Origin of the sequence: Saccharothrix sp., from assembly GCF_031180885.1 — a bacterium.
Lineage (GTDB): Bacteria > Actinomycetota > Actinomycetes > Mycobacteriales > Pseudonocardiaceae > Actinosynnema.
This window is the reverse complement of record NZ_JAPSLK010000083.1, coordinates 1-23,312: the sequence shown is the minus strand read 5'-3', so window position 1 is coordinate 23,312 and position 23,312 is coordinate 1. Positions and strand designations below refer to the sequence as shown.

General features: G+C 70.6%; 21 protein-coding genes and 1 pseudogene. 3 read left to right on the top strand and 19 right to left on the bottom strand.

The genetic code is table 11. From position 1 onward, the window contains the following. The 13 genes and pseudogenes from RIN75_RS41405 to rpmE all read right to left on the bottom strand — a co-directional run. A pseudogene (locus RIN75_RS41405) lies at positions 1 to 887 on the bottom strand (F0F1 ATP synthase subunit alpha); the annotation flags it as partial. Positions 888 to 949: 62 nt separating this feature from the next. Continuing rightward, on the bottom strand, positions 950 to 1,777 hold the full coding sequence (locus RIN75_RS41400) for a F0F1 ATP synthase subunit delta (RefSeq protein ID WP_309117585.1): 828 nt from the start codon (positions 1,775 to 1,777) through the stop codon (positions 950 to 952). 10 nt (positions 1,778 to 1,787) lie between these two features. After that, the gene (locus RIN75_RS41395) at positions 1,788 to 2,339 is read right to left on the bottom strand and encodes a F0F1 ATP synthase subunit B (protein ID WP_309117584.1); all 552 of its coding nucleotides are present in this window, start codon (positions 2,337 to 2,339) and stop codon (positions 1,788 to 1,790) included. Positions 2,340 to 2,370: 31 nt separating this feature from the next. Continuing rightward, positions 2,371 to 2,616, bottom strand: a complete 246-nt coding sequence (locus RIN75_RS41390; protein ID WP_121231937.1) for an ATP F0F1 synthase subunit C — start codon at positions 2,614 to 2,616, stop codon at positions 2,371 to 2,373. Between the two features lie 76 nt (positions 2,617 to 2,692). Continuing rightward, complete coding sequence (gene atpB, locus RIN75_RS41385) at positions 2,693 to 3,472, bottom strand: F0F1 ATP synthase subunit A (protein WP_309117583.1); 780 nt, start codon at positions 3,470 to 3,472, stop codon at positions 2,693 to 2,695. A 151-nt stretch (positions 3,473 to 3,623) separates the two neighbouring features. Continuing rightward, positions 3,624 to 4,073: a hypothetical protein gene (locus RIN75_RS41380; protein ID WP_309117582.1), complete on the bottom strand. Its 450-nt coding sequence runs from the start codon at positions 4,071 to 4,073 to the stop codon at positions 3,624 to 3,626. A 451-nt stretch (positions 4,074 to 4,524) separates the two neighbouring features. Next, complete coding sequence (locus tag RIN75_RS41375; protein WP_309117581.1) at positions 4,525 to 5,679, bottom strand: MraY family glycosyltransferase; 1,155 nt, start codon at positions 5,677 to 5,679, stop codon at positions 4,525 to 4,527. Between the two features lie 71 nt (positions 5,680 to 5,750). Continuing rightward, complete coding sequence (locus RIN75_RS41370; RefSeq protein WP_309117580.1) at positions 5,751 to 6,401, bottom strand: L-threonylcarbamoyladenylate synthase; 651 nt, start codon at positions 6,399 to 6,401, stop codon at positions 5,751 to 5,753. Between the two features lie 114 nt (positions 6,402 to 6,515). Further along, the gene (gene prmC, locus RIN75_RS41365; RefSeq protein ID WP_309117579.1) at positions 6,516 to 7,373 is read right to left on the bottom strand and encodes a peptide chain release factor N(5)-glutamine methyltransferase; all 858 of its coding nucleotides are present in this window, start codon (positions 7,371 to 7,373) and stop codon (positions 6,516 to 6,518) included. A 17-nt stretch (positions 7,374 to 7,390) separates the two neighbouring features. Next, positions 7,391 to 8,776 (bottom strand): dihydrolipoyl dehydrogenase, encoded by a 1,386-nt coding sequence (gene lpdA / locus RIN75_RS41360; RefSeq protein WP_309117578.1) that lies wholly within the window; start codon positions 8,774 to 8,776, stop codon positions 7,391 to 7,393. Positions 8,777 to 8,786: 10 nt separating this feature from the next. Next, positions 8,787 to 9,986: an acyl-CoA thioester hydrolase/BAAT C-terminal domain-containing protein gene (locus tag RIN75_RS41355; protein WP_309117577.1), complete on the bottom strand. Its 1,200-nt coding sequence runs from the start codon at positions 9,984 to 9,986 to the stop codon at positions 8,787 to 8,789. Positions 9,987 to 10,004: 18 nt separating this feature from the next. Further along, complete coding sequence (prfA, locus tag RIN75_RS41350; RefSeq protein ID WP_309117576.1) at positions 10,005 to 11,060, bottom strand: peptide chain release factor 1; 1,056 nt, start codon at positions 11,058 to 11,060, stop codon at positions 10,005 to 10,007. A gap of 129 nt (positions 11,061 to 11,189) precedes the next feature. Then, a complete protein-coding gene (gene rpmE / locus RIN75_RS41345; RefSeq protein ID WP_121225998.1) occupies positions 11,190 to 11,402 on the bottom strand; it encodes a 50S ribosomal protein L31 in 213 nt (70 codons plus the stop codon). 273 nt (positions 11,403 to 11,675) lie between these two features. On the opposite strand from rpmE, the gene RIN75_RS41340 reads away from it, so the two are divergent. Beyond that, on the top strand, positions 11,676 to 12,062 hold the full coding sequence (locus tag RIN75_RS41340; protein ID WP_309117575.1) for a hypothetical protein: 387 nt from the start codon (positions 11,676 to 11,678) through the stop codon (positions 12,060 to 12,062). A gap of 637 nt (positions 12,063 to 12,699) precedes the next feature. Here the strand turns inward: RIN75_RS41340 and rho are convergent. The 6 genes from rho to argS form a co-directional block, all read right to left on the bottom strand. Then, positions 12,700 to 14,724 carry a transcription termination factor Rho gene (gene rho, locus RIN75_RS41335; protein WP_309117574.1) on the bottom strand — a complete coding sequence of 675 codons (2,025 nt, stop codon included), beginning with the start codon at positions 14,722 to 14,724 and terminating at the stop codon, positions 12,700 to 12,702. 350 nt (positions 14,725 to 15,074) lie between these two features. Beyond that, entirely contained in the window at positions 15,075 to 15,950 is an 876-nt protein-coding gene (gene thrB / locus RIN75_RS41330) for a homoserine kinase (RefSeq protein ID WP_309117573.1), read from the bottom strand. Then, positions 15,947 to 17,023: a threonine synthase gene (gene thrC, locus RIN75_RS41325; protein WP_309117572.1), complete on the bottom strand. Its 1,077-nt coding sequence runs from the start codon at positions 17,021 to 17,023 to the stop codon at positions 15,947 to 15,949. Before thrC ends, thrB begins: the two co-directional genes overlap by 4 nt. Then, on the bottom strand, positions 17,020 to 18,321 hold the full coding sequence (locus RIN75_RS41320) for a homoserine dehydrogenase (protein ID WP_309117571.1): 1,302 nt from the start codon (positions 18,319 to 18,321) through the stop codon (positions 17,020 to 17,022). Before RIN75_RS41320 ends, thrC begins: the two co-directional genes overlap by 4 nt. Position 18,322: 1 nt before the next feature. Continuing rightward, positions 18,323 to 19,747 carry a diaminopimelate decarboxylase gene (gene lysA / locus RIN75_RS41315; protein WP_309117570.1) on the bottom strand — a complete coding sequence of 475 codons (1,425 nt, stop codon included), beginning with the start codon at positions 19,745 to 19,747 and terminating at the stop codon, positions 18,323 to 18,325. After that, the gene (argS, locus tag RIN75_RS41310) at positions 19,747 to 21,390 is read right to left on the bottom strand and encodes an arginine--tRNA ligase (RefSeq protein WP_309117569.1); all 1,644 of its coding nucleotides are present in this window, start codon (positions 21,388 to 21,390) and stop codon (positions 19,747 to 19,749) included. Before argS ends, lysA begins: the two co-directional genes overlap by 1 nt. A 184-nt stretch (positions 21,391 to 21,574) precedes the next feature. Between argS and RIN75_RS41305 the strand changes: the two genes are divergently transcribed. Together RIN75_RS41305 and RIN75_RS41300 are read left to right on the top strand one after the other, a co-directional pair. Next, the gene (locus RIN75_RS41305; protein WP_309117568.1) at positions 21,575 to 22,381 is read left to right on the top strand and encodes a DUF3105 domain-containing protein; all 807 of its coding nucleotides are present in this window, start codon (positions 21,575 to 21,577) and stop codon (positions 22,379 to 22,381) included. 80 nt (positions 22,382 to 22,461) lie between these two features. Further along, positions 22,462 to 23,067: a DUF305 domain-containing protein gene (locus RIN75_RS41300; RefSeq protein WP_309117567.1), complete on the top strand. Its 606-nt coding sequence runs from the start codon at positions 22,462 to 22,464 to the stop codon at positions 23,065 to 23,067. Positions 23,068 to 23,312: the final 245 nt, after the last annotated feature.

The following is a 23,312-nucleotide window of genomic DNA, read 5'->3' as shown; positions in this document are numbered from 1 at the left end:
GCCTCGCGGCCCGGCGGGCGGCGCAGCAGCAGCGAGATGGCGCGGTACGCCTCGGCCTGCTTGGTCAGGTCGTCGAAGATGATCAGGACGTGCTTGCCCTGGTACATCCAGTGCTGGCCGATGGCCGAGCCGGTGTACGGGGCCAGCCACTTGAAGCCGGCCGAGTCGGACGCCGGGGCCGCCACGATCGTGGTGTACTCCAGCGCGCCGGCCTCCTCCAGCGCGGCCTTGACGCCCGCGATGGTGGAGCCCTTCTGGCCGATGGCGACGTAGACGCAGCGGACCTGCTGCTTCGGGTCGCCCGACTCCCAGGCCTTCTTCTGGTTGATGATCGTGTCGATGCAGACCGCGGTCTTGCCGGTCTTGCGGTCGCCGATGATCAGCTGGCGCTGGCCGCGGCCGATCGGGGTCATCGAGTCGATGGCCTTGATGCCGGTCTGCATCGGCTCGTTCACCGGCTGGCGCTGGAGCACCGACGCGGCCTGGAGCTCCAGGGCGCGGGTGTCGTCGGCGACGATGTCGCCGAGGCCGTCGATCGGCTGGCCGAGGGGGTTGACCACGCGGCCGAGGAAGCCGTCGCCGACCGGCACGGAGAGCACCTGGCCGGTCCGCTTGACCTCCTGGCCCTCTTCGATCTTGTCGAAGTCACCCAGGATGACGGCGCCGATCTCGCGCACGTCCAGGTTCAGGGCGACACCGAGCACGCCGCCGGGGAACTCCAGCAGCTCGTTGGTCATGGTGCCGGGCAGACCCTCGACGATGGCGATGCCGTCGTAGGTCTCCGCGACGACGCCGACCTCTTCCCGGCTGACTTCCGGGGAGTAGGTCGAGACGTACTTCTCGATCGCACTGCGGATCTCGTCCGACGAGATCGTCAGCTCCGCCATGTCGTTCCTGCTCTCACTTCGTTAAAGGAAAGGGGCTTGTGGGCCGCGGTTCCGGTGTTCGGTCAGCTCGCGAGGTCGCGGCGCAGAGCCGCGAGCCGACCCGCCACGCTTCCGTCGATGATCTCGTCGCCGATCTTGATCAGCAGTCCGCCGCGCAGCGAGGGGTCGACCTCCACGTGCAGCGCGATGGGCCGCGAGTAGATCCGGGTCAGCGTGGCTTCGAGGCGGTCCTGCTGCGCCGCGTCCAGCTCGACCGCGGAACGGACGTAGGCGACGGAGCGTTCCCGGCGCTTGGCCGCGAGGGCCGCCAGGTCCGACAGGCCGCTGACGACGCCCAGCCCGCGGGGCTCGCGGACCAGCTGGTCGACCAGGGTCTTGGTGGTCTCGTCCACCTTGCCCGCCACGAGGCTGTCCACCAGCGCGACCTTGCCCGCGGGGTCGCCCGCCGGGTCGGACAGCGCCAGCTCCAGCTCGTGGTTGCCCGCGATGATGCGGCCGAGCCGGAACAGCTCGTCCTCGACCGCGTCGAGCCGGCCGTCCCGCTCGGCCCGCACCAGCAGCGTGGTGCGGGCCAGCGACTCGACGCCGTCGACCAGCTCACGCGGGTTGGACCAGCGGACCGTGACGACCGTGGCCAGCACCTGGAGCGCCTCGTCGGAGACCTTGCCCGCGAGCAGGCCCCGGAGCAGGCCCTCGCGGCCGGCGGGGTCGGTCGAGGCGTCGGCCAGGGCCCGGCGCAGCGAGGGCTGCCCGGACAGCAGGCCGACGACCGCGAACAGCTCCTCGCCCAGCTTGCCGAGGGCCGCGCTGTCCTTGGCGCTGTCGACGATCTCCAGCAGCCGGAGTTCGGCGGCGGCCAGCGCGTCGCGGCTGGCGGCGTGCAGCGTCATCGGCGTTCCCTCACTTGACGGCCGGAGCCGAGGTGTTGTCCAGCTCGTCGAGGAAGCGGTCGACGGTGCCCCGGCGGCGCACCTCGTCCTCCAGCGACTCGCCCACGACCCGGTCGGCCAGGTCGACGGCGAGGCGGCCCAGCTCGCCGCGCAGCTCCGCGACGATCTGCGCCCGCTGGGTCTCCAGCTGGGTCTGGCCCGCCGCGACGATCCGCGCGGACTCCTCCTGCGCCTTGGCGCGCAGCTCGCTGATGATCTGCTCGCCCTCGATGCGGGCGTCGTCCCGGATGCGAGCGGCTTCCGCCCGCGCCTCGGCGAGCTGCGCCTTGTACTGCTCAAGCAGGCGCTGGGCTTCGGCCTGCGCCTGCTCGGCCTTCTCGATCCCGCCCTCGATCTTGGCGGCACGTTCCGCGTAGACCGCCTCGAACTTCGGCGAGACGAACTTCTTGATGACGAAGAAGAGCAGCAGGAACGCGATCAGGCCGATGATGATCTCGGAGGTGTGCGGGAGAACCGGGTTGATCGGCTCCCCCTCCGCCGCCGCCACGATGAGGGTTTTCATCACAAACCTTTCTTATGCGATGAACGGGTGCTCAGGCTGCCGACGCGAGGAAGTACACGACGAAGCCGAGCAGCGCGAGGACCTCGACGATGGCGAAGGTCGTCCAGGCGAGGCTCAGCAGCACGCCGCGGGCCTCGGGCTGGCGGGCGGTGCCGCTGATGACCGAGGAGAAGATCAGACCCACGCCGATGCCCGGGCCGATGGCCGCGAGGCCGTAGCCGATCGCGGCGAGACCCGCGTTGGTCACACCGGAGGCGGCTTCCTGAGCAAGAACGATGGATGCGCTCACTTGTGCTGTTCCCTTTCCAACTCGGTCCGCGAAAGGCTTCGCGGATCGGAGGCTTGAGTGTTTTTCAGTGCTCTTCCGCCAGCGCGGCGCCGATGTAGTTGGCGCTCAGCAGGGCGAAGATGTAGGCCTGAAGGACCATGATCAGCGCTTCCAGGAACGTCAGCGCGATGGCGAAGATGAAGGCGATCGGGGCCACCACGACCGTGATGCCGCCGTTGAGCAGCAGGAACTCACCCGCGAGGGTGAAGACCAGCAGCAGGAGGTGACCCGCGAACATCGCCGCGAAGACTCGGATGGCGAGCGTGAGCGGGTTCAGGACGAACTTCTGGAAGAACTCGATCGGGATCAGCAGGATGAGCACGAACCAGGGCGCGCCGGGCGGCATGGTGGCGTGCTTCAGGTAGCCGACGAAACCGTGGCGCTTGAACCCCACGAAGTGGTAGACCGGGTAGATGACCAGGACCGAGATGGCGAGCGGGAAACCGATGTGCGCCATCGTGGGGAACTGGATGAACGGGACGAGCCCGAACAGGTTGTTCACCAGGATGAACGTGAAGACGGTCAGGATCAGCGGGACGAAGGGCTTGAAGTCCTTGCCGCCGATCTGCTCGCGCGCGATCGAGTTGCGGCCGATGTCGTAGGCCGACTCGGCGAGGAACTGGAACTTGCCCGGGACGAGCTTCATGTTGCGGGTCGCCGCGATGAAGAACGCCCCGATGATGAGGACCGACAGGACCAACAGCACCATCGGCTTGTCGACCGAGCCGAAGATCGCCGGGGGGAAGAAGTCCTTCACACCGGGTGCGACGAACTCGTCACCCGAGGCCAGCACCAACGTGGTCACTGTGTTCCTTCCGGTTCTCCCGGCCGGCGTTCACTCCGCCGGGGGAATCGTCACGATCGGGACAAACGTACCGTATGCACCGCACGCGCCCTTGAGGGGCACCCCTACCAGCCAGGGCGTCCCGTCTGCGCGCACCGTACCAGCCGGTAGCTCAGGGGTTGTCGGGGGTGGGGATGATCACCTGACTGCGACTGCGCTTGGAAGCGCGGACCTCCATGAAGGTCGCCACGACGATCGTCGCGGCCATCGTCAGCGCGAGGGCGTTCTCGTGCGTGCTCTCCGCGAGCGCCGGCACCTTGCGCAGCAGGACCATCACCACGACCAGCAGGATCAGCTTGCCGAGGAAACCGCCGAACGCGGCGATCATGATGAACTGCACGGGCAGGTTGGCGGTGCGGTGCATCAGCCACAGCGTGATCAGGGAGCACGCGATGGCGAGCGCGCCGCCGATGAGCGCCGAGACCAGACCGGGGACACCGGCCACGACGGTCCAGACGACCGCCCCGATCGCGACGGTGGCGAGAGCGGCCCAGATCGCACCGCGGAACATCTCCCCGGCCAGCTTCTGGACGACCTTCTCGTGAGTCCACTCCTGGCTCATGTGTCACCCCTTCCCACTGGTCGGGACCGAGTGTAAGTGGGGTGGTCGGGTCACCTGACCGGCGGGGGTCGAGAAGCCTTGACTTCGCTGTGTCACGGGTGGGGGCTGGGTTGGCCGGCGGACTCTGGTGGCTGGGCTCGGCGCGCGGGGCGGCTCGGGCAGCTCGGATTTGGCGGGCTGGGCGGGCTCGGCCGGCTGGCCGGCTCGGCGGCTCGACCGGCTGGGCGGGCTGGGCGGCTCGGCGGGCTGGACGGGTTGGGCGGCTCGGCGGGCTGGACGGGTTGGGCGGCTGGACGGGTTGGGCGGCTCGGCAGGCAGGTTGGGCGGCTGGGCTCGGCGGCTCGGGTTGATCGGCCGGTGGCTCGGCGAGGGTAGTCGCGGCCTCCGGCCCCCGGTCACCATTGTCCCAGCGGGGTACGACAGTCGTAGGCACTGCGCGTTAACGAAGAGTTCAGGAGCGTTTCAGCTCGCGGAGCCTCGGGATCGCCGACACCAGGAGTGCGAGCAGCAGGCCGATGGCCAGGCACCACGCGACCACCGCCACGTCGAACAACGTCAGCGCCACCGCGCCGAACGCCAGCACACCCGCCCACAGGTAGATCAACAACACCGCCCGCCGCTGCGAGTGCCCGATCTCCAGCAACCGGTGGTGCAGGTGCATCTTGTCCGCCGAGAACGGGCTCTCACCCCGCCTGGTCCGCCGCACCACCGCCATGAGCAGGTCCAGCAACGGCACGAACAGCACCGCCGCGACGACCACCAGCGGCGACAGCAGACCGAGCAGGTCCTTCGTCACGACCGTCGACGAGTAGTTCAGCTTGCCGGACGCGCTGGTCGTGGCCGCGGCGAGCATCAGGCCGATGAGCATGGAGCCCGAGTCGCCCATGAAGATGCGGGCCGGGTTGAAGTTGTGCGGCAGGAAGCCCAGGCACGCGCCGGCGAGGGTGGCGGCGATCAGGGCCGGCGGGTAGGAGCCCACGTCGCCGCCGTTCCGGGCTAGAACGCCGATGCTGAACGTGCAGGTCGCGGCCGCCGCGATCAAGCCGATGCCCGCCGCCAGGCCGTCCAGGCCGTCGACGAAGTTCATCGCGTTGACCATGGTGACCGCCAGCAGCACCGTGAGCAGCGCGCCCTGGTTCTGGTCGAGGACCAGCAGCGAGCCGGTGCCGGCGCCGTCGTCGCCCCACGGCACCCAGAACAGCAGCCACTGGAGGCCGAACAGCACCAGGATTCCGGCCGAGGTGACCTGGCCGGCCAGTTTCGTCAGGGAGTCCAACTCGAAGCGGTCGTCGAGGACGCCTACCAGGACGATCACGCCGCCGCCGACGATCACCGCCCACGGGTCGTCGGAGAAGTCGAACGCGGCGCGCAGGACCGGGAGCTGGTGGGCCAGCAGCATCCCGCCCAGGACACCGCCGTACATGGCGAGGCCGCCCATGCGGGGCATGGGCTTGGTGTGCACGTCCCGCTGTCGCGGGTAGGCGACCGCGCCGATGCGGAAGGCGAGCTTGCGGACCAGGCCGACGAGCAGGAAGGTCACGACGGCGGAGGTCAGCGCGACGAGCAGGTACTCCCGCGCGGGGAGGACGTTCGAGGCTTCGGGCACGTGGTGCTAGCCCCTCGGGGATGCGGACACGGTGGGGAGGGTGCCTACGCTACTCCGATCGGGAAGATCCACTAGCGGGCGACCTCGACTTCGACACCGAGCACCTCGCGCAGCTCGCTGACCGGAACGGCCCCTTCGCGCAGCACGACCGGGTCCGGCCCGGTCAGGTCCACGATGGTGGAGGCGGTGTTGTCCTGCGCCGGCCCGCCGTCGAGGTACACGCCGACGTCCTCGCCGAGCTGGTCCCACGCCTCCTGCGCGGTGGTGGCGGGCGGGAAGCCGGATTTGTTCGCGCTGGACACGGCCATCGGGCCGACGTCCCGCAGCAGTTCGAGGGCAACCGGGTGCAGCGGCATGCGCAGCATCACCGTGCCGCGCGTGCGCCCGAGGTCCCAGGACAGCGAGGGCGCGTGCTGGAGGACGAGGCTCAGACCGCCGGGCCAGAACGCCTCGATGAGCGCACGGGCCTGCCGCGGCACGGACAGCACGAGCCCGTCGACCGTCGTCCAGGACCCGACGAGGACGGGCACCGGCATGTCCGGGCCGCGCCCCTTGGCTTCGAGCAGGTACCGGACGGCCTTCGCGTCGAAGGCGTCGCAGCCGATCCCGTAGACGGTGTCGGTGGGCAGCACCACCAGCCGCCCGGAGCGCACCGCGCCCGCGGCGGCGGCGAGGCCGGCGGCGCGGTCGGTCTGGACGCCGCAGTCGTAGAGCGTGCTCACGGTGTGATCCTGGCACAACGCCTTCGGGTGTCACGCACTGTCCCCGGTCGTGCACGCGAACCGCCTGACGACCACGGCCCGGAGCGGGTGGGCGCGGCGCAGCGGGCGCGGCGGTCAGGCGCGGCGGGCGGTGGCGAAGCGGGGGCGGCCGGCCAGGTCCTTGTGGTCTTCCACGTCGGTCAGGACGCGGCGGGCCGACAAGAGGGCGGGTACCGACTCGCCGTGGGTGTCGTCGTGTTCGATGGCCACGTGGCCGCCGGGCTTGAGCAGGCGGGCGGCCAGGGCCACCACCGGGCGGATCACGTCCAGGCCGTCGTCGCCCCCGAACACCGCCGCGTGCGGGTCGTGGTCGGAGACCTCCGGCTGCACAGGCGTGCCCTCGGGGACGTAAGGCGGGTTGCAGACCACCAAGTCCACCGTGCCGTCCAAATCGGACAGGATGTCCGGCGCGGTGACGTCGCCGGCGTGCAGCACGATCGGGGTGTCGCCGGCCTCCCGTCGGGCGTCGGCGTTGCGGCGTGCCCAAGCGAGGGCGGCCGGGTCGCGTTCGACCGCGTGCACCACAGCGCCCGGCAGGTGGTGGGCCAGGGCCAACGCCAGGGCGCCGGAACCGGTGCACAGGTCCACGACCACCGGCGTCCTGTCCACTTTGGACAGGCACCAGACCAGCATCAGCTCGGTCTCCGGGCGCGGGATGAACACGCCCGGACCGACGTCGAGGTCGATGCCGCCCAGGTGCGCCCACCCCGTCAGGTGCTGCAACGGGACGCGCTTCACCCGCTTGCGCACCAACTGGTGCAGCGCCTCCACCACCGGCGGGTCGACCAGCGGGATCAGCGGCAGCCTCGACCGGTCCACGCCCAGGACGTGGGCCGCGAGGAGTTCGGCGTCCGCGCGGGGGCTGTCGACGCCCGCCGCGGCCAGCATTCGTTCTGCTTCCAGCACGGCCAGCCGCAGCGGGTGTCGGGTCATGGGTGCAGAGCCTAGGACTAGAAGTTGATCATGTGGCCGGCCAGGCCGTGGATCGCTTCCTTGACCGCCTCGCCCAGCGTCGGGTGCGCGTGGACGTTGCGGGCGACCTCGTGCACGGTCAGGTCCCACTGCTGGGCCAGGGTCAGCTCCGGCAGCAGCTCCGTCACGTCCGGCCCGATCAGGTGACCGCCGAGCAGCTCGCCGTACTTGGCGTCGCTGATCAGCTTCACGAAGCCCGCCGAGTCGCCGATGCCGTGCGCCTTGCCGTTCGCGGTGAACGGGAACTTCGCCACCTGCACGTCGAAGCCCTTCTCGCGGGCCTGCGCCTCGGTGTAGCCGAAGCTCGCGATCTGCGGCTGGCAGTAGGTCGCGCGCGGGATCATCACGAAGTCCAGTTCCTGCGTCTCAACGCCGGCGATGGTCTCCGCGGCGATGATGCCCATGGACTCGGCCGCGTGCGCCAGCATCAGCTTCGCGGTCACGTCGCCGATGGCGTAGATGTGCGGCACGTTCGTCCTACCGCGACCGTCCACGGCGATCGCGCCGCGCTCGGTCAGCTGGACGCCGGTGTTCTCCAGGCCGTAGCCCTCGGTGCGCGGCTGGAACCCGATCGCCTGGAGGACCTTGTCGGCCTCCAGCACCTCGGTGGCGCCGTTCTTGGAGACGGTGACCTTCACCTTCGCGCCGGAGTCGTCGATGCCCTCCACGCGGGTGCCGACGCGGACGTCGATGCCCAGCCGCTTGTACCGCTTGGCCAGCTCCGTGGACACCTCCACGTCCTCCAGCGGCACGACCCGGTCGAGGAACTCCACGATCGTGACCTTGACACCGTAGTTGTGCAGCACGTACGCGAACTCGACGCCGATGGCGCCGGCACCCGCGATGATGATGCTCTCCGGCAGGTCCGACGACAGGATCTGCTCTTCGTAGGTCACCACGCGCTCGGACAGCTTGGTGCCCGGCAGCAGGCGGGTCTGCGCGCCGGCGGCGATGATCACGTGGTTGAACGTGACCGTCTCGTCACCCACCTTGATGGTGTTGGCGTCCACGAACGTGCCACGGCCGTTGTACTCCGTGATGCCGTTCTTCTTCATCAGGAAGTGCACGCCCTTGACGCGTCCGTCCGCGACCTTGCGGGAGCGGTCGAACGCGGCGCCGTAGTCGAACTTCACGGTGCCGTCGACCTGGATGCCGTAGGTCTTCTGCTCGTGCGTGAACAGGTGCGCCAGCTCGGCGTTGCGCAGCAGCGCCTTCGACGGGATGCAGCCCACGTTCAGGCAGACCCCGCCCCAGTAACGCTCCTCGATGACCGCGGTCTTCAACCCGAGCTGGGCCGCGCGGATCGCGGCGACGTACCCGCCTGGCCCAGCACCGAGGACCACGACGTCAAAGTGTGCGCTCATAGGCGACACATTAGGTGCCCAGTTGGTCCGACAAGAACTCGATGGTGCGACGCCACGCGTCCGCGCGGGCGGCGGCCGTGGCGCCCGGCGAGCCGCCCATCTCGAACACCACCCCGGGGCCGGGCAGCAGCACGTCGGTGGTCGGCCGGTGCGGCGGGGCCGCGATCAGGTGTCCTGCCTCGGGGTACACCACGTGCTCGTACGGGAACGGGTGGTCGTGCTCGGCCAGGCGGCGCTCGGCGACCGCGCTCAGCGCCACGCACGGCCAGCTCTGGTCGCGCCCGGATGAGAGGAGCAACACACCGCCGTTGATGCGCTCCACGGGGATCTCGGTGTCCTCCGGGATGCCGTCGGTGAGGTCGAAGGCGAGCTTCAGCGGGACCGGGTCGCCGTCCACGATCCGACGGCGCAACTCGTCCGGGACGGAGTAGGGCAGGTACGGCAGCGGGCGGCCCTCGTGGGTCCAGGACGCGGCCTCCAGGCCCAGCTTCTCCAGCAGCCTCGTCCCGGGGCCGATGCACTGGGTCACCACGCCGCTGCCCACGACGCTGACCACCGCCTTGACCCGCGGGTACGTCGCGCCGACGAGCAACGCCAGCTCACCACCGCGCGACCCGCCCACGACACCGATCCGACGGTCGCCCAGGTAGGTGATGGCGGTGCCGACGTACTCCAGCGGGATGTCGACCAGGTCCTCCGGCAGGCCGTCCACGCCGAAGTAGGCCAGGGCCAGGGCCGCGAAGCCGTGGCGGGCCAGCAGCGCCGCGTCGTCCTCGTGCATTCCGCCCTCGGAGCCGCCGAGGATGATCACGCCGGGGTGGACCTCGCCGTCGTCGGGCTCGTACAGCACGCCGACCAGGCCGTTCTCGGTGACCTCGGTGCGCCGCAGGCCCTGCGGGACGCGCAGCCGCTCCACCTCGACCTTGCCGACGCCGTCGACCTCGACCAGCGTGGGGCCGGGCTCGTCACCCGTCGGGGTCATGGACCAGAACAACCCCATCGGGTCCACGCCGTCGTAGCTGCCCTCGATCGGCGCGTGCCGGGTCAGGTCGACCACGCCGCGCTCGTCCGCCCGGAACACCGCCTCCGACGACCGGTCGCCGGTGGTCGCGCGCACGGTCGTCTCGGCGTCGGGCTCCAGGCCGACGACCTTGATGTCGAGCGTCGTGTCGAGGGGGGCGCTCTGCGGGGTCACCAGGATTTCCGCCATCGTGCGCCTCCCGTCGCGTCACCCGCCGGCGAGCCGTTCCGCCCGATCGGCCGCCGCGAGCGCGTCCAGCACCGCGTCCAGGTCGCCGTCGAGCACTTGATCCAGGTTATGCGCTTTGTACCCAACCCGGTGGTCGGAGATGCGGGATTCCGGGAAGTTGTAGGTCCGCACCCGTTCGGAGCGGTCCACCGTGCGGATCTGGGCGCGGCGGGAGTCCGAGGCCTCCTGCTGGGCCTTCTCCTCCGCCAGCGCCTGCAGGCGGGCCTGGAGGACCTGCATCGCGCGCGCCTTGTTCTGCAGCTGGCTGCGCTCGTTCTGGCAGGAGACGACGATGCCGGTGGGCAGGTGGGTGATCCGCACCGCCGAGTCGGTGGTGTTGACGCTCTGCCCACCCTTGCCGGACGAGCGGAACACGTCCACGCGCAGGTCGTTCTCGTCGATCTCGATCTCGACGTCCTCGGTCTCCGGGAACACCAGGACACCGGCCGCGCTGGTGTGGATGCGGCCCTGGCTCTCGGTGACCGGCACGCGCTGCACGCGGTGCACGCCGCCCTCGTACTTCAGCCGCGACCACACGCCGTCCGGCGAGTCGCCCCGCGACTTGATGGCGACCGTGACGTCCTTGAAGCCGCCCAGGTCGGAGTCGGTGCCGTCGAGCACCTCGGCCTTCCAGCCGTGGCGCTCGGCGTAGCGCAGGTACATGCGCAGCAGGTCGCCCGCGAACAGCGCGGACTCCTCGCCGCCCTCGCCGGACTTGATCTCCATGACCACGTCGGCGGAGTCGTGCGGGTCGCGCGGGAGCAGCAGTTCGGTGAGGCGTTCTTCGAGCTCGGGGACGCGCGCGGTCAGCTCGTCCACCTCGGCGGCGAACGCCGGGTCCTCGGCGGCGAGTTCCTTCGCCGCTTCCAGGTCGGACCTGACCTGCTCCAGCTCGCGGGCGGTGCGCACGATCGGAGTCAGCTCGGCGTAGCGCTTGCCGAGCTTGCGGGCGCCGGCCTGGTCGGCGTGCACCGAGGGGTCGGCGAGCTTCGCCTCCAGCTCGGCGTGCTCGGCGAGCAGGGCTTCCAGGGTCACGGAGCGTCCTTCGGCGGGGTGGGTGTGGAGACGACGACGGCCTCCGGGGTGCGGAGACGACGACGGCCTCCGGGGTGCGGAGACGACAACGGCGCCCACCCGGGGCTCGGGTGGACGCCGTTGCGGGTGCTACTTGGCGCGCTTGCCGTAGCGGGCCTCGAAGCGCGCGACCCGGCCACCGGTGTCGAGGATCTTCTGCTTGCCGGTGTAGAACGGGTGGCAGTTCGAGCAGACCTCGACGTGGATGGCACCGGAGGTCTTGGTGCTGCGCGTGGTGAACGTGTTCCCACAGCCGCAGGTGACCTCGGTCGTCACGTACTCGGGGTGGATGCCGGTCTTCAACGTCTTGTCCCTCTCTTCGGTGGCCGCCGGGTCCTCGCTGGTGTGCCGGGCGAGGTGAACCGGAGCCGGACTCGACCTGACAGTCTGCCAGATGCCGCCTGCGGACGTTGCAACGCGTTCCGACACCCGGATGTTCCCGTGTCCGACGTCACTACCGCTCGCCGACCCGGGTCGACCATTCGGCGCAGGAGGTAACCGCTGGACTACTCACGGCATCATCGGCCATGTTGCGAGCATCAAACTGTTCGCGTGCTGTGCGCAACCGGACGCCCCATGCGTGTGACCACTTGGATGGCCATGCCGTTCCTGTTCGTCAGCGCGGTGCTGGGCCTGACAGGCGTGGCGGGTCTTGTCGTGGGCGCGCCGCGCGACATGGGGCTGTCGGTGGCGCTGTTCGGCGCGGCGGCGGCGGTCGGCCTGGCGGGTGGCGGGATGGTCACGTGGCGTGCGCGGTGGCAGCGGGTTGGGCTGCGGTGGACCTACCCGGCCGGGGTGCTCGGGCTGGGGATCGTCCTGGACGGCGTGCGGGTGCCCGTGGTGGCGGTGGTCGCCGTGGGTGTGCCGGTGCTGTTGCTGCTGGTGGCGCAGTACGTGGTGGAGCGTCGCCGGGCCTCCGCAGACGCCGACGAGCGTTTCGCTTCCTCTGGTTACGGCTGCTGACCTGCGCGCTTCGCCCTCGGGGTTTGCGCTGACGCGCTCTCAAGCGGTCGCGCTGGCGCGCTCTCAAGATCAAGGGCGGCCTGGAGGCCGCCAATGGGGGAGAGGGAAGGGCGGTTCCCCACCGCATGGCCCAATGCCGCTAACTTAAGGATGATCTTCGCAGGTCAGCGCTGATTCAGATCAAGTTCAGATTGATCAACTTCCTGAGGGTGATGCCAGTCGGCGCGAGACTCGACCAGGGGCTTTGCGCCAGCGTCGCCCCATAAGTCCTAAGTGGACACTGCCACGGGCCCGCACAGGGCCCGGAGTACCCAAGAAGCGGGCTCTGACCAGCCGAAACCTTAAGTTAGCGGCATTGCCGCATGGCCTGGCGGAGCCAACCACGGATTCCCCGGGTGCCGCTAAAAACTCTTGCTCGTTCCTCGCAAAACTTTTTGGCGACACCCGGGGAATCCGTGGTAGCCCTTCGGGCAGGCCATACGGTGGGGAACCGAAGCCCCGCCGTGGCTGGGAGCAGCCCGCCGCGCGGAGCGCGGCCCAAAGCAGCCGCCGCGCGGCGAAAAGCGAGTGGTGTGCGGCTTGAAAGCGAACGGCCCGCCCCTCGGGTGAAGGGCGGGCCGTTCGCGGTCGGGTTCGGTCAGTCGTTGTCCGCGCCCGGTGTCGTCTTGGCGACCTGCATCAGGAACTCGATGTTCGTCCGGCTCTTGCGGAGCCGGTCGAGCAGGAGGTCGATGGCCTGCTGGCCGTCGAGGGCGTGCAGGACCCGGCGGAGCTTGTGCATGACCGCCATCTCGTCCGGCGACAGCAGCAGCTCCTCCTTGCGGGTGCCGGAGGCGTCGACGTCCACGGCCGGGAAGGTCCGCTTGTCGGCGATCTTCCGGTCCAGCTTCAGCTCGGCGTTGCCGGTGCCCTTGAACTCCTCGAAGATCACGCTGTCACCGGCCGAACCGGTCTCCACCAGCGCGGTCGCGATGACGGTCAGCGAGCCGCCGCCCTCGATGTTGCGGGCCGCGCCGAGGAAGCGCTTCGGCGGGTACAGCGCCGTCGAGTCGACACCACCGGACAGGATCCGGCCGCTCGCCGGGGCCGCCAGGTTGTAGGCGCGGCCCAGGCGGGTGATCGAGTCGAGCAGCACGACCACGTCGTGGCCCATCTCGACCAGGCGCTTGGCCCGCTCGATGGCCAGCTCCGAGATGGTCGTGTGGTCCGACGGCGGGCGGTCGAAGGTGGAGGCGATGACCTCGCCCTTCACCGACCGCTGCATGTCGGTGACCTCTTCCGGGCGCTCGTCCACGAGGACCACCATCAGGTGGCACTCGGGGTTGTTCTTGGTGATCGCGTTGGCGACCGCCTGGAGCACCGAGGTCTTGCCGGCCTTCGGCGGGGACACGATGAGCGCGCGCTGGCCCTTGCCGATCGGCATCACCAGGTCGATGACGCGGGTCGTCAGGACGTGCGGCTCGGTCTCCAGCCGCAGGCGCTCGTTCGGGTACAGCGGCGTGAGCTTGGTGAAGTCGGGTCGGTTGCGCGACTCCTCCGGGTCCAAGCCGTTGATCTTGTCCACGCGCACCAGCGGGTTGAACTTCTGCCGCTGCTGCTCGCCCTCGCGGGGCTGGCGGACCGCGCCGATGATCGCGTCACCGCGGCGCAGGCCGTACTTGCGCACCAGCGACAGCGACACGTAGACGTCGTTCGGCCCGGCCAGGTAGCCCGACGTGCGGACGAACGCGTAGTTCTCCAGCACGTCCAGGATGCCCGCGACGGGCAGCAGGACGTCGTCCTCGCGCACCTCGGTGTCGGTGCCGCCGCCGGCGCCGTCGCCGCGGCCACCGCGACGGCGGCGGTCGCGGAAGCGCCGGCCACGACGGCCGCCTTCCTCGTCGCCGTCGTCCTCGACCACGTTGTTGCCGCCGCCCTGGCGGTTGCGGTCGCGGTTGTCGCCCCGGTCGCGATCCCGGTCCCGGTCACGGCGGTTGCCGCGGTCGCCGCGCTCGCCGCGGTCACCGCGCTCGCCGCGGTCACCCCGGTCCTGGCGGTCGCCGCGGTCCTGGCGCTGCTCACGGGGCTGCTCGGCGCGGTCCGGGCGCTGGTCCTGCTGCGGGCGCTGGTCGGCCTGCGGACGCTCCTGGGTCTGCGCCGGGGCCTCGGCGGCGGGCGCGGCGGCAGGTGCCTGCTGCTGGGCGTCCGGGCTGCCGGCCGGGCGGTTCGCGGAGCGGCGGCGACGGTTGCCGCGGCGGCCGCCCTCCTCCTCGGCCGGGCGGTCGACGACGTCGAGCTGCGCTTGCGTCGGCCGGTCCACCGGCGCTTCGGCGGCGGGCTTCTCGGCGGCGGCCGGCTTCTCGGCGGCGGGCGCGGCCTTCGGGGCGGCCTTCTTCTCGGCCTTCGGCGGCGTCGCGGCACTGCCCCGACCGGAGGTGCCGCCCTGACGCTCCTTGATGGCCGCGATGAGGTCGCCCTTGCGGAGTCCGGCGGTCCCGGTGATGCCGAGCTGACCGGCGAGTTCGCGAAGCTCGGCGAGCACCATGCCGGAAAGGCCCGCCCGCTTGCGCGGCGGGGTGCTGCCGTTCGAAGGGGTGGTCAGAGCGTTCTCCTCGGCTCCGGAACTGGCAGCGGCGTTGGGAGCAGCAGGAGCTTCGCTGCTCAGCACATCAGTGTTGCTCACACATGTCCTTCCTGACCGGACCGCGCCTCCTACGCGGCCCAGCGGACCTGCCGTCCGACGGAATGCGGATCGACAGTAACGCCTGCGTACAGGCGGACCTCGACGGCGCGAAGCACATCGCGCACGAATGCGGAGTCCACCGGCACGAGACGTTCTCGGTCACACGGCGAGCGGGTGCCTTCCAGCGCCAACCCCGCCCGTACGGCACAGGGCCAAGTCACTGGAGGAATGCGATCCGGAGCGAGTGTCCGGGCACCACACCGGCGCCCGTGCGCGCGGTGACTGATGGCCCCGAGGGTAGACGGCGCTCCGGCCAGGTGCAACAACCGGGGCGCGGCGCGTCGCATCACTCAACCGAGTGGCGCAACGCGCGCTCCCCCGCCGTCCACGGGAACGTGGTGCGGCGTGAAACCCGTCACGTCCACCGCGTCGGGCAGTTTGCCGTCCTCCGGGAGGGCCAGCACGGTCGGCCCGGCGCCGGACACCGCGGCCGGCACCCCTGCCGCCCGCAGCGCCTTGACCAGCGCGAACGTGGCCGGCCAGGCCGGTTCGCGGTACGGCTCGTGCAGCCGGTCGTCCAGCGCGTCGAGCAGCAGCGAGGGGTCCGCGGTGAGGGCGTGGACGGCCAGCGCGGACCGCCCGGCGGCGAACGCGGCGTCCGCGTGCGGCACCGAGGCGGGCAGCAGACCGCGGGCCGTCTTGGTGGACGACTCGACCGCCGGCACCAGCACCACCGGCCGCAGCGCGGGGTGCGCTTCGAGACGCACCGCGCGGAACCGGTCACCCTGCGTCCACGCCACCGCGACGCCGCCGAACATCGCCGCCGCCGCGTTGTCCGCGTGGCCCTCGAACTCCGCGGCGAGTTGCAACGCGGTTGTGTCCAACTCGTGCCCGGCCAACGCGTATCCGGCCGCGATGCCCGCCACCACCGCCGCCGAGGACGAGCCCAGGCCGCGGGCGTGGGGGATGGCGTTCCGGCACCGCAGCACCAACCCCGGAACGTTCACCGACCGCAGTGAACAGGCCGCCCGGAAGGCCCGGACCACCAGGTGCGACTCGTCGGCGGGGACGCTGCCCGCGCCCTCGCCGGTCACCTCGATCACCAGACCGGACGGCACGACCTCGAACTCCACCTCGTCGTGGAGGCCGAGGGCCATGCCGAGCGCGTCGAACCCGGACCCGAGGTTCGCGGTGGACGCGGGGACCGTGACGCGGACGCCGGTCACGACAGTTCCAGCGCGGTGGCGACCGCGCCGGGGTCGACCGGGACGGGCTCCACCTCGGCCATGCCGAGCAGCGCCGTGTCCGGGTCCTTCAGACCGTGGCCGGTGACCGTGCAGACGACCACCGAGCCGCGCGGCAGGCGGCCGTCGGCGGCGGTGGCCAGCAGGCCCGCCACGCTGGTCGCCGACGCGGGCTCGACGAAGATGCCGTCCCGGGCGGCCAGCAGCCGGTAGGCCTCCAGGATCTTCTCGTCCGTCACGGCCTCGAACAGGCCGCCGGACTCCTCCTTGGCGGTCACCGCGCCGGTCCACGACGCCGGGCTGCCCACCCGGATGGCGGTGGCGATGGTCTCCGGGTTCGCGACCGGCTGCCCCAGCACCAGCGGGGCGGCGCCGGCGGCCTGGAAGCCGAACATGCGCGGGGTCGAGCCCACCACGCCGTCGGCCGCGTAGTCGGAGTAGCCGCGCCAGTACGCGGTGATGTTGCCGGCGTTGCCGACCGGCAGGCAGTGCACGTCCGGGGCGCGGCCCAGCACGTCGCAGATCTCCCAGGCGGCGGTCTTCTGGCCGATCAGCCGGACCGGGTTGACCGAGTTGACCAGGGTGATCGGGTACTCGATCGAGGTCTTGGAGGCCAGTTCGAGGCAGTCGTCGAAGTTGCCGTCGATCTGGAGGATGCGCGCGCCGTGCGCGACCGCCTGGGCGAGCTTGCCCAGCGCGATCTTGCCGCGCGGCACCAGGACGGCCGCGGTGAGCCCGGCCTTGGCGGCGTAGGCGGCGGCGCTGGCGGAGGTGTTGCCGGTCGACGCGCAGATCACGGCCTTGGTGCCGCTCGCGAGTGCGTACGTCATGGCCACGGTCATGCCGCGGTCCTTGAACGAGCCGGTCGGGTTCGCGCCCTCGACCTTGATGTGGACCTCGCAGCCGGTGACCTCCGAGAGGTACTCGGAGTGCACCAGCGGCGTGCCGCCTTCGTGGAGGGTGACGACCTTGGCGCCCTCCGGGAGCTGGATCCGGTCCGCGTAGGCGTGGATGATCCCCGGCCACCCGGGCCGAACGCCTGCATGGATCGTCATGTCTCTTCGCCTTCCACCCGCATCACGCTCACAACTTCCCTGACCACGGGCAGTCCGCCGATTTTGTCCACGGTCGACCGCAGTGCCGCGTCGGTCGCGGCGTGGGTCACGATCACCAGGCTGGCGTCGTCGACCCGCCCCTCCTGCCGCACCGCCGCGATGCTCACGTCGTGCTCCGCGAACACCGCCGCCACCTGCGACAACACACCTGGCCGGTCGGCCACGTCGAGGCTGATGTGGTACCTGGTGGGCGTCTGGCCCATCGGCCGCACGGGCAGCGCCGCGTACGCCGACTCGCGCGGGCCGCGCCCGCTGACCACGCGGTTGCGGGCCACCGCGACCAGGTCGCCGAGCACCGCGCTGGCCGTGGGCGCGCCGCCCGCGCCCTTGCCGTAGAACATCATCTCGCCCGCCGCGTCGGCCTCCACGAAGACCGCGTTGAACGCGCCGTTCACGCCGGCGAGCGGGTGGGTCCTGGGGATCATGGCCGGGTGCACGCGCACCGAGACGCTCTCGGACCCGTTCTCGGTCACCCGCTCGCAGATCGCCAGCAGCTTGACCGTCCGGCCCAGGCCCTTGGCGGCGGCGATGTCGGCCGCGCTGACCTGCGCGATGCCCTCGCGGTGCACGTCGGCGGCGGTGACCCGGGTGTGGAAGGCCAGGGACGCCAGGATCGCGGCCTTGGACGCGGCGTCGAAGCCGTCCACGTCCGCGGTCGGGTCGGCCTCCGCGTAGCCGAGGCGGGTGGCCTCCTCCAGGGTCTCGGCGTAGCTCGCCCCGGTGGAGTCCATGCCCGACAGGATGAAGTTCGTGGTGCCGTTGACGATCCCCATCACGCGCGTGATGCGGTCGCCGGCCAGCGACTCGCGCAGCGGCCGGATGAGCGGGATCGCGCCCGCCACGGCCGCCTCGAAGTACAGGTCCGCCCCGGTGGAGTCGGCGGCCTCGAACAGCTCGCCGGAGTGCTCCGCGAGCAGCGCCTTGTTCGCGGTGACCACGGACTTGCCCGACCGCAGCGCGTCGAGCAGCAGGGTCCGGGTCGGCTCGATGCCGCCGATGACCTCGACCACCACGTCCACGTCCGGCGAGGAGACCAGCGCCTGGGCGTCGGTGGTCAGCAGCTCGGCGGGCACCTCGCGGTGCTTGTTCGGCCGGCGCACCGCGATGCCCGCGAGTTCGACCGGCGCGCCGACCCGCGCGGTCAGGTCCGCCGCGTGGTCGGTCAGGAGCCGGACCACCTCGGTGCCGACCGTGCCGCAGCCCAGCAGCGCGACTTTGATCGGTTTCTGGCCAGGCACGTCATACCTCCAGGCGGAACAGGTCTTCCTCGGTCTCCCGGCGCAGCAGCAGCCGCGAGGCGCCGCCGGTCACCGCGACCAGCGCGGGCCGGGGCAGGCGGTTGTAGCCGCTGGCCATCGAGTAGCAGTAGGCCCCGGTCGCCGCGACCGCGATGAGGTCACCGGGCGCCAGGTCGTCGGGCAGCCAGCAGTCGCGCACCACGACGTCGCCGGACTCGCAGTGCTTGCCGACGACGCGGCACAGCACGGCCTTCGAGTCCGGCTCCGCCTTGCGCGACACCAGCTTGCAGTCGTAGACGGCGTCGTACAGGGCGGTGCGGATGTTGTCGCTCATGCCGCCGTCGACGCTGACGTACCGGCGGATCGCGCCGGCGTCGAGCTGGACGTCCTTGACGGTGCCGACCTCGTACACGGTGACCGTGCCGGGGCCGACGATCGCGCGGCCGGGTTCGACGGCGATCTTGGGCGCGGGCAGGTCCGCGTGCTCGCACTCCTTGGCCACGATGTTCTGCAGCTGGCGGGCCAGTTCGGCGGGCGGCGGCGGGTCGTCGTCCGGCGTGTAGGCGATGCCCAGTCCGCCGCCGAGGTCCACCGTGGACAACTGGTCGAGGACGCCGTCGCCGTGCTCGTCGCGCAGTTCCGCGAGCAGGCCGATCACCCGGCGGGCCGCGACCTCGAACCCGCTGGCGTCGAAGATCTGCGAGCCGATGTGGCTGTGCAGGCCGATGAGCTTGAGCCCTTCGGCCTTGAGCACCCGCCGCGCCGCCTCGGCCGCGTCGCCGGAGGACAGCGAGAAGCCGAACTTCTGGTCCTCGTGGGCGGTCGCGATGAACTCGTGGGTGTGCGCCTCGACGCCGACCGTCACCCGGATCATCACCGGCTGGACCACACCGCGCTCGCGGGCGATCTGGTCCAGGCGGGCGATCTCGTAGAACGAGTCCAGCACCACCGCGCCCACGCCCGCCTCGACGGCCGTGGTCAGCTCGGCGACGGACTTGTTGTTGCCGTGCAACGCGATCCGCTCGGCCGGGAAGTCCGCGCGCAGCGCGATGGCCAGCTCGCCGCCGCTGCACACGTCGATGCTCAGGCCCTCCTCGGCGACCCACCGGGCCACCGCGACGGACAGGAACGCCTTGGACGCGTAGTGCACCTGCGTCGGGTCGCCGAACGCCTCGGCGTGGTCGCGGCAGCGGGACCGGAAGTCCTGCTCGTCCATGACGAACAGCGGGGTGCCGTGCTCCTGCGCCAGGGCGCGCACGTCGACCCCGCCGAAGCGGACCGCGCCGTCCTCGCCGCGCTCGGCGTTGCGCGGCCACACGTGCGGGTGGAGCTGGTCCAGTTCCTCCGAAGTGGACGGCCGGTTGCCCGCGGTGTTGGAGGGGACGAGGACGTCCGCGTGCCGGGGACCGGCGGGGTGCGCCCTCATCACATCTGCTCCGGGGCGCCCACGCCCAGCAGGCCGAGGCCGTTGCGGAACACCTGGCGGGTCGCCGCGCACAGCGACAGCCGGGTCCGGTGCAGGTCGGTGGTCTCCTCGTCGCCGCGCGGCAGCACCCGGCAGTGCTCGTAGAACCGGTGGTAGGTGCCCGCCAACTCCTCCAGGTAGCGCGCGACCCGGTGCGGCTCGCGCAGCTCGCCGGCGGTGGCCACGACCCGGGGGAACTCGCCGATCGTGCGGATCAGGTCGCCCTCGCGGTCGTGCTGGAGCAGCTCGAACTGGTCACTCTGGGTGACACCGAGGTCGGCGGCGTTGCGCAGGAGCGAGGACAGCCGGGCGTGCGCGTACTGGACGTAGAAGACCGGGTTCTCGTTCGTCCGCTTGCGCAGGAGGTCGAGGTCGATGTCGAGGGTGGAGTCCACCGAGGACCGGGACATGGCGTACCGGGCCGCGTCCACGCCGACCGCGTCCACCAGGTCCTGCATGGTGATGACGGTGCCGGCGCGCTTGCTCATCCGGACCGGCTTGCCGTCGCTGACCAGGTTCACCATCTGGCCGATGAGGACCTCGACGGTCTTCGGGTCGTCGCCCAGCGCGGCGGCGGCGGCCTTGAGCCGGCCGATGTAGCCGTGGTGGTCCGCGCCCAGCATGTAGATGCACAGGTCGAAGCCGCGCGACCGCTTGTCCAGGAAGTAGGCGATGTCGCCCGCGATGTAGGCCGGTTCGCCGTCGCTCTTGATGACCACCCTGTCCTTGTCGTCGCCGTATTCGGTGGTCCGCAGCCACCACGCGCCGTTCTCGTGGTAGAGGCCGCCGGAGGTTTTGAGCTGCTCGATCGCCTTGGCGACCGCGCCAGACTCGTGCAGCGAGTTCTCGTGGAAGTACACGTCGAAGTCGGTGCCGAAGTCGTGCAGGTCGCGCTTGATCTCGTCGAACATCAGGTTGACGCCGACCCGCCGGAAGATCTCGTGCGAGTCCTCGGCGGTGAGCGCGGTCGGCTCCCGCTTGAGCACCTCGGCGGCGATGTCGGAGATGTAGCCGCCCGCGTACCCGTCCTCGGGGGCGGGCTCGCCCTTGGCGGCGGCGATCAGGGACCGCACGAACCGGTCGATCTGGGCGCCGGCGTCGTTGAAGTAGTACTCGCGGGTCACGTCGCCGCCGTTGGCCGCGAGGATGCGGCCCAGCGCGTCGCCGACCGCCGCCCACCGGGTGCCGCCCAGGTGGATCGGGCCGGTGGGGTTCGCGGACACGAACTCCAGGTTGATCTTGACACCGGTCAGCTGGTCACCCCGGCCGTACGCGTCGCCGGCGTCGAGGACCGTGCGCACGATGGCGCCCTGGGCGTCGGCGGCCAGGCGGAGGTTCAGGAAGCCGGGGCCGGCGACCTCCGCGGACGCGATGGCGTCCGTCCCGACGAGCGCTTCGGCGAGCCATCCGGCCAGGTCACGGGACTGCACCCCGGCCTTCTTGCCGATCACCAGGGCCAGGTTGGTGGCGTAGTCGCCGTGCTCGGGGTTGCGGGGTCGCTCGATGGTCACCGCGGCGGGGAGGACGGCGGGGTCGAGGCCGCGGGTGGACAGCACGTCCACGGCCGTCGCACGGACCAGATCAGCGAGCGCAGCGGGAGTCACCCGTCAAGTCTAGGGAAACGTTCGCGCAGGTCTCGACCGGGTTACGCGTCCCGAGGAGTGGGAGTGACGCACCTCGCGCAAGTGTTGGTGAACACCCGTGGTGACCGGCAGTTGACGGTGATCCGACACGGTGTCCCTACACTGACCCGCGGCATGGGCGTATGACGACGGACCTGAGGCGGACATGACCAGCGGCAAGAAGACTAAGGCCGCGCGCTCCAGCGTGGCGGCGGCGCGGTCCTCGGTGGTGGCGAAGAAGCCTAAGCCGTGGGGCACCATCATCGCGGTGATCGCCGTGCTGGCGCTGGCGGGCACCGTGTTCGGGTATGCCTACGCGCAGATCTCCGAGAAGAACCGGCAGGAAGCCGCGCTGGCCAAGTGGCAGCCCTCGGAGGAGAACAAGGACCCGTCCGACCAGATCCAGGGCGTGGTGAAGAAGGAGTACCCGGCCGGCAAGCACGTGCAGCCGACGCAGCGCGTCGCCTACGACCAGTCACCGCCCTTCGGCGGCCCGCACGACGGCGCGTGGGCGAACTGCACCGGTGTCGTCTACGCCAAGCCGGTGCGCACGGAGAACATGGTCCACTCGCTGGAGCACGGTGCGGTCTGGATCGCCTACAACCCGGACCAGATCACCGGTGAGGCGCTGGACAAGTTGAAGGCGAAGGCCGACGGGCAGCAGTACACGATGCTGTCGCCGTACCCGGGCCTGGACAAGCCGGTGTCGCTGCAGTCGTGGGGCCACCAGCTGAAGGTCGAGAGCGTCGACGACGAGCGCATCGACCAGTTCATCAAGTCCCTGCGCCGCAACCAGTACACCTACCCGGAGATCGGCGCCACGTGCGACTCGCCGACCTTCGACATCGACAACCCGCCGCCGTTCGTGGCGGAGAAGCCGGGCGCCGACGCGGTCCCGATGGATGGCGGCACCACCGACCCGACCGAGAACCCCTCGGCGGCGCCTACTCCCACGACCCAGCCGAGTAGCTGACGTTGACCACTTCGAGTTCTTCGGAACACCGTCCCAGCACCGCCACCCGCGCTCTGGTAGCCGCGGTGGCGGTGCTGGCGGTGCTTCTGCTGGGGGCCGCCGTGGGCCTGCTCATCCGGTTGCCGGGGTCGGACAACGCGTCCGTGCCGGCGAAGGACTCGGTGGACGTCGGGTTCTCGCAGGACATGGCCGTGCACCACGTGCAGGGCATCAGCATGGCCAACACGGCCCGGGACAAGACGACCAACCAGGCGATCCGCCAGCTGGCCTTCGACATCGAGTCGACGCAGTTGGAGCAGGTGGGGCGGATGAAGGGCTGGTTGACGCTGTGGGGGATGCCGGAGCAGTCCCCGGACGGCACCCACATGAAGTGGATGGCCACGGCCACCCATCACTCGGCGGGGACGACCAGTGCGGCCGGGAGTCGCGGGTTGATGCCCGGTATGGCCAGTTCGGAGGAATTGGCTCGGCTGCGGTCGTTGTCGGGGACCGAGTTCGACGTTTATTTCTTGCAGTTGATGCTTCGGCACCACCAGGGTGGGGCGCCGATGGCCGAGTACGCGGCTACGCATGCCGGGCAGAATGTCGTGCGGACGCTCGCGGACAACATGCTGAAGTCGCAGTCCAGCGAGAGCGAGTACATGAAACAGCTTCTGACTGAACGTGGGGCCGCTCCCCTTCAGTAGGCTCGCTTCGCTTCGCTGTTCAAGCGGTCGCTTCGCTCTCAAGCTCGAACGCGCTGTCGCGCTCTTAAGATCAAAAGCGGGCCTGGAGAACCACCAATGGGGGAGGAAGGGCGTCGGTTCGTGAGTTCCTTGGCCGCTTTTGGGGTCGGGCGAGTCTGGTCCACTGTGGACGTTTCGGGGTCTTTTCTGGGGCGGCGGAACTTCACTCGGTATGACGTGGAGGACGCGGTTGGTGAGCCCGTGGC

Excerpts from the sequence above, each read along its gene's own strand:
- RIN75_RS41400 (WP_309117585.1), bottom strand. The coding sequence starts at position 1,777 with ATGACGCTGCACGCCGCCAGCCGCGACGCGCTGGCCGCCGCCGAACTC.
- RIN75_RS41395 (WP_309117584.1), bottom strand. The coding sequence starts at position 2,339 with ATGAAAACCCTCATCGTGGCGGCGGCGGAGGGGGAGCCGATCAACCCG.
- RIN75_RS41380 (WP_309117582.1), bottom strand. The coding sequence starts at position 4,073 with ATGAGCCAGGAGTGGACTCACGAGAAGGTCGTCCAGAAGCTGGCCGGG.
- prmC (WP_309117579.1), bottom strand. The coding sequence starts at position 7,373 with ATGACCCGACACCCGCTGCGGCTGGCCGTGCTGGAAGCAGAACGAATG.
- lpdA (WP_309117578.1), bottom strand. The coding sequence starts at position 8,776 with ATGAGCGCACACTTTGACGTCGTGGTCCTCGGTGCTGGGCCAGGCGGG.
- RIN75_RS41355 (WP_309117577.1), bottom strand. The coding sequence starts at position 9,986 with ATGGCGGAAATCCTGGTGACCCCGCAGAGCGCCCCCCTCGACACGACG.
- RIN75_RS41340 (WP_309117575.1), top strand. The coding sequence starts at position 11,676 with ATGCGTGTGACCACTTGGATGGCCATGCCGTTCCTGTTCGTCAGCGCG.
- thrC (WP_309117572.1), bottom strand. The coding sequence starts at position 17,023 with ATGACGATCCATGCAGGCGTTCGGCCCGGGTGGCCGGGGATCATCCAC.
- lysA (WP_309117570.1), bottom strand. The coding sequence starts at position 19,747 with ATGAGGGCGCACCCCGCCGGTCCCCGGCACGCGGACGTCCTCGTCCCC.
- RIN75_RS41305 (WP_309117568.1), top strand. The coding sequence starts at position 21,575 with ATGACCAGCGGCAAGAAGACTAAGGCCGCGCGCTCCAGCGTGGCGGCG.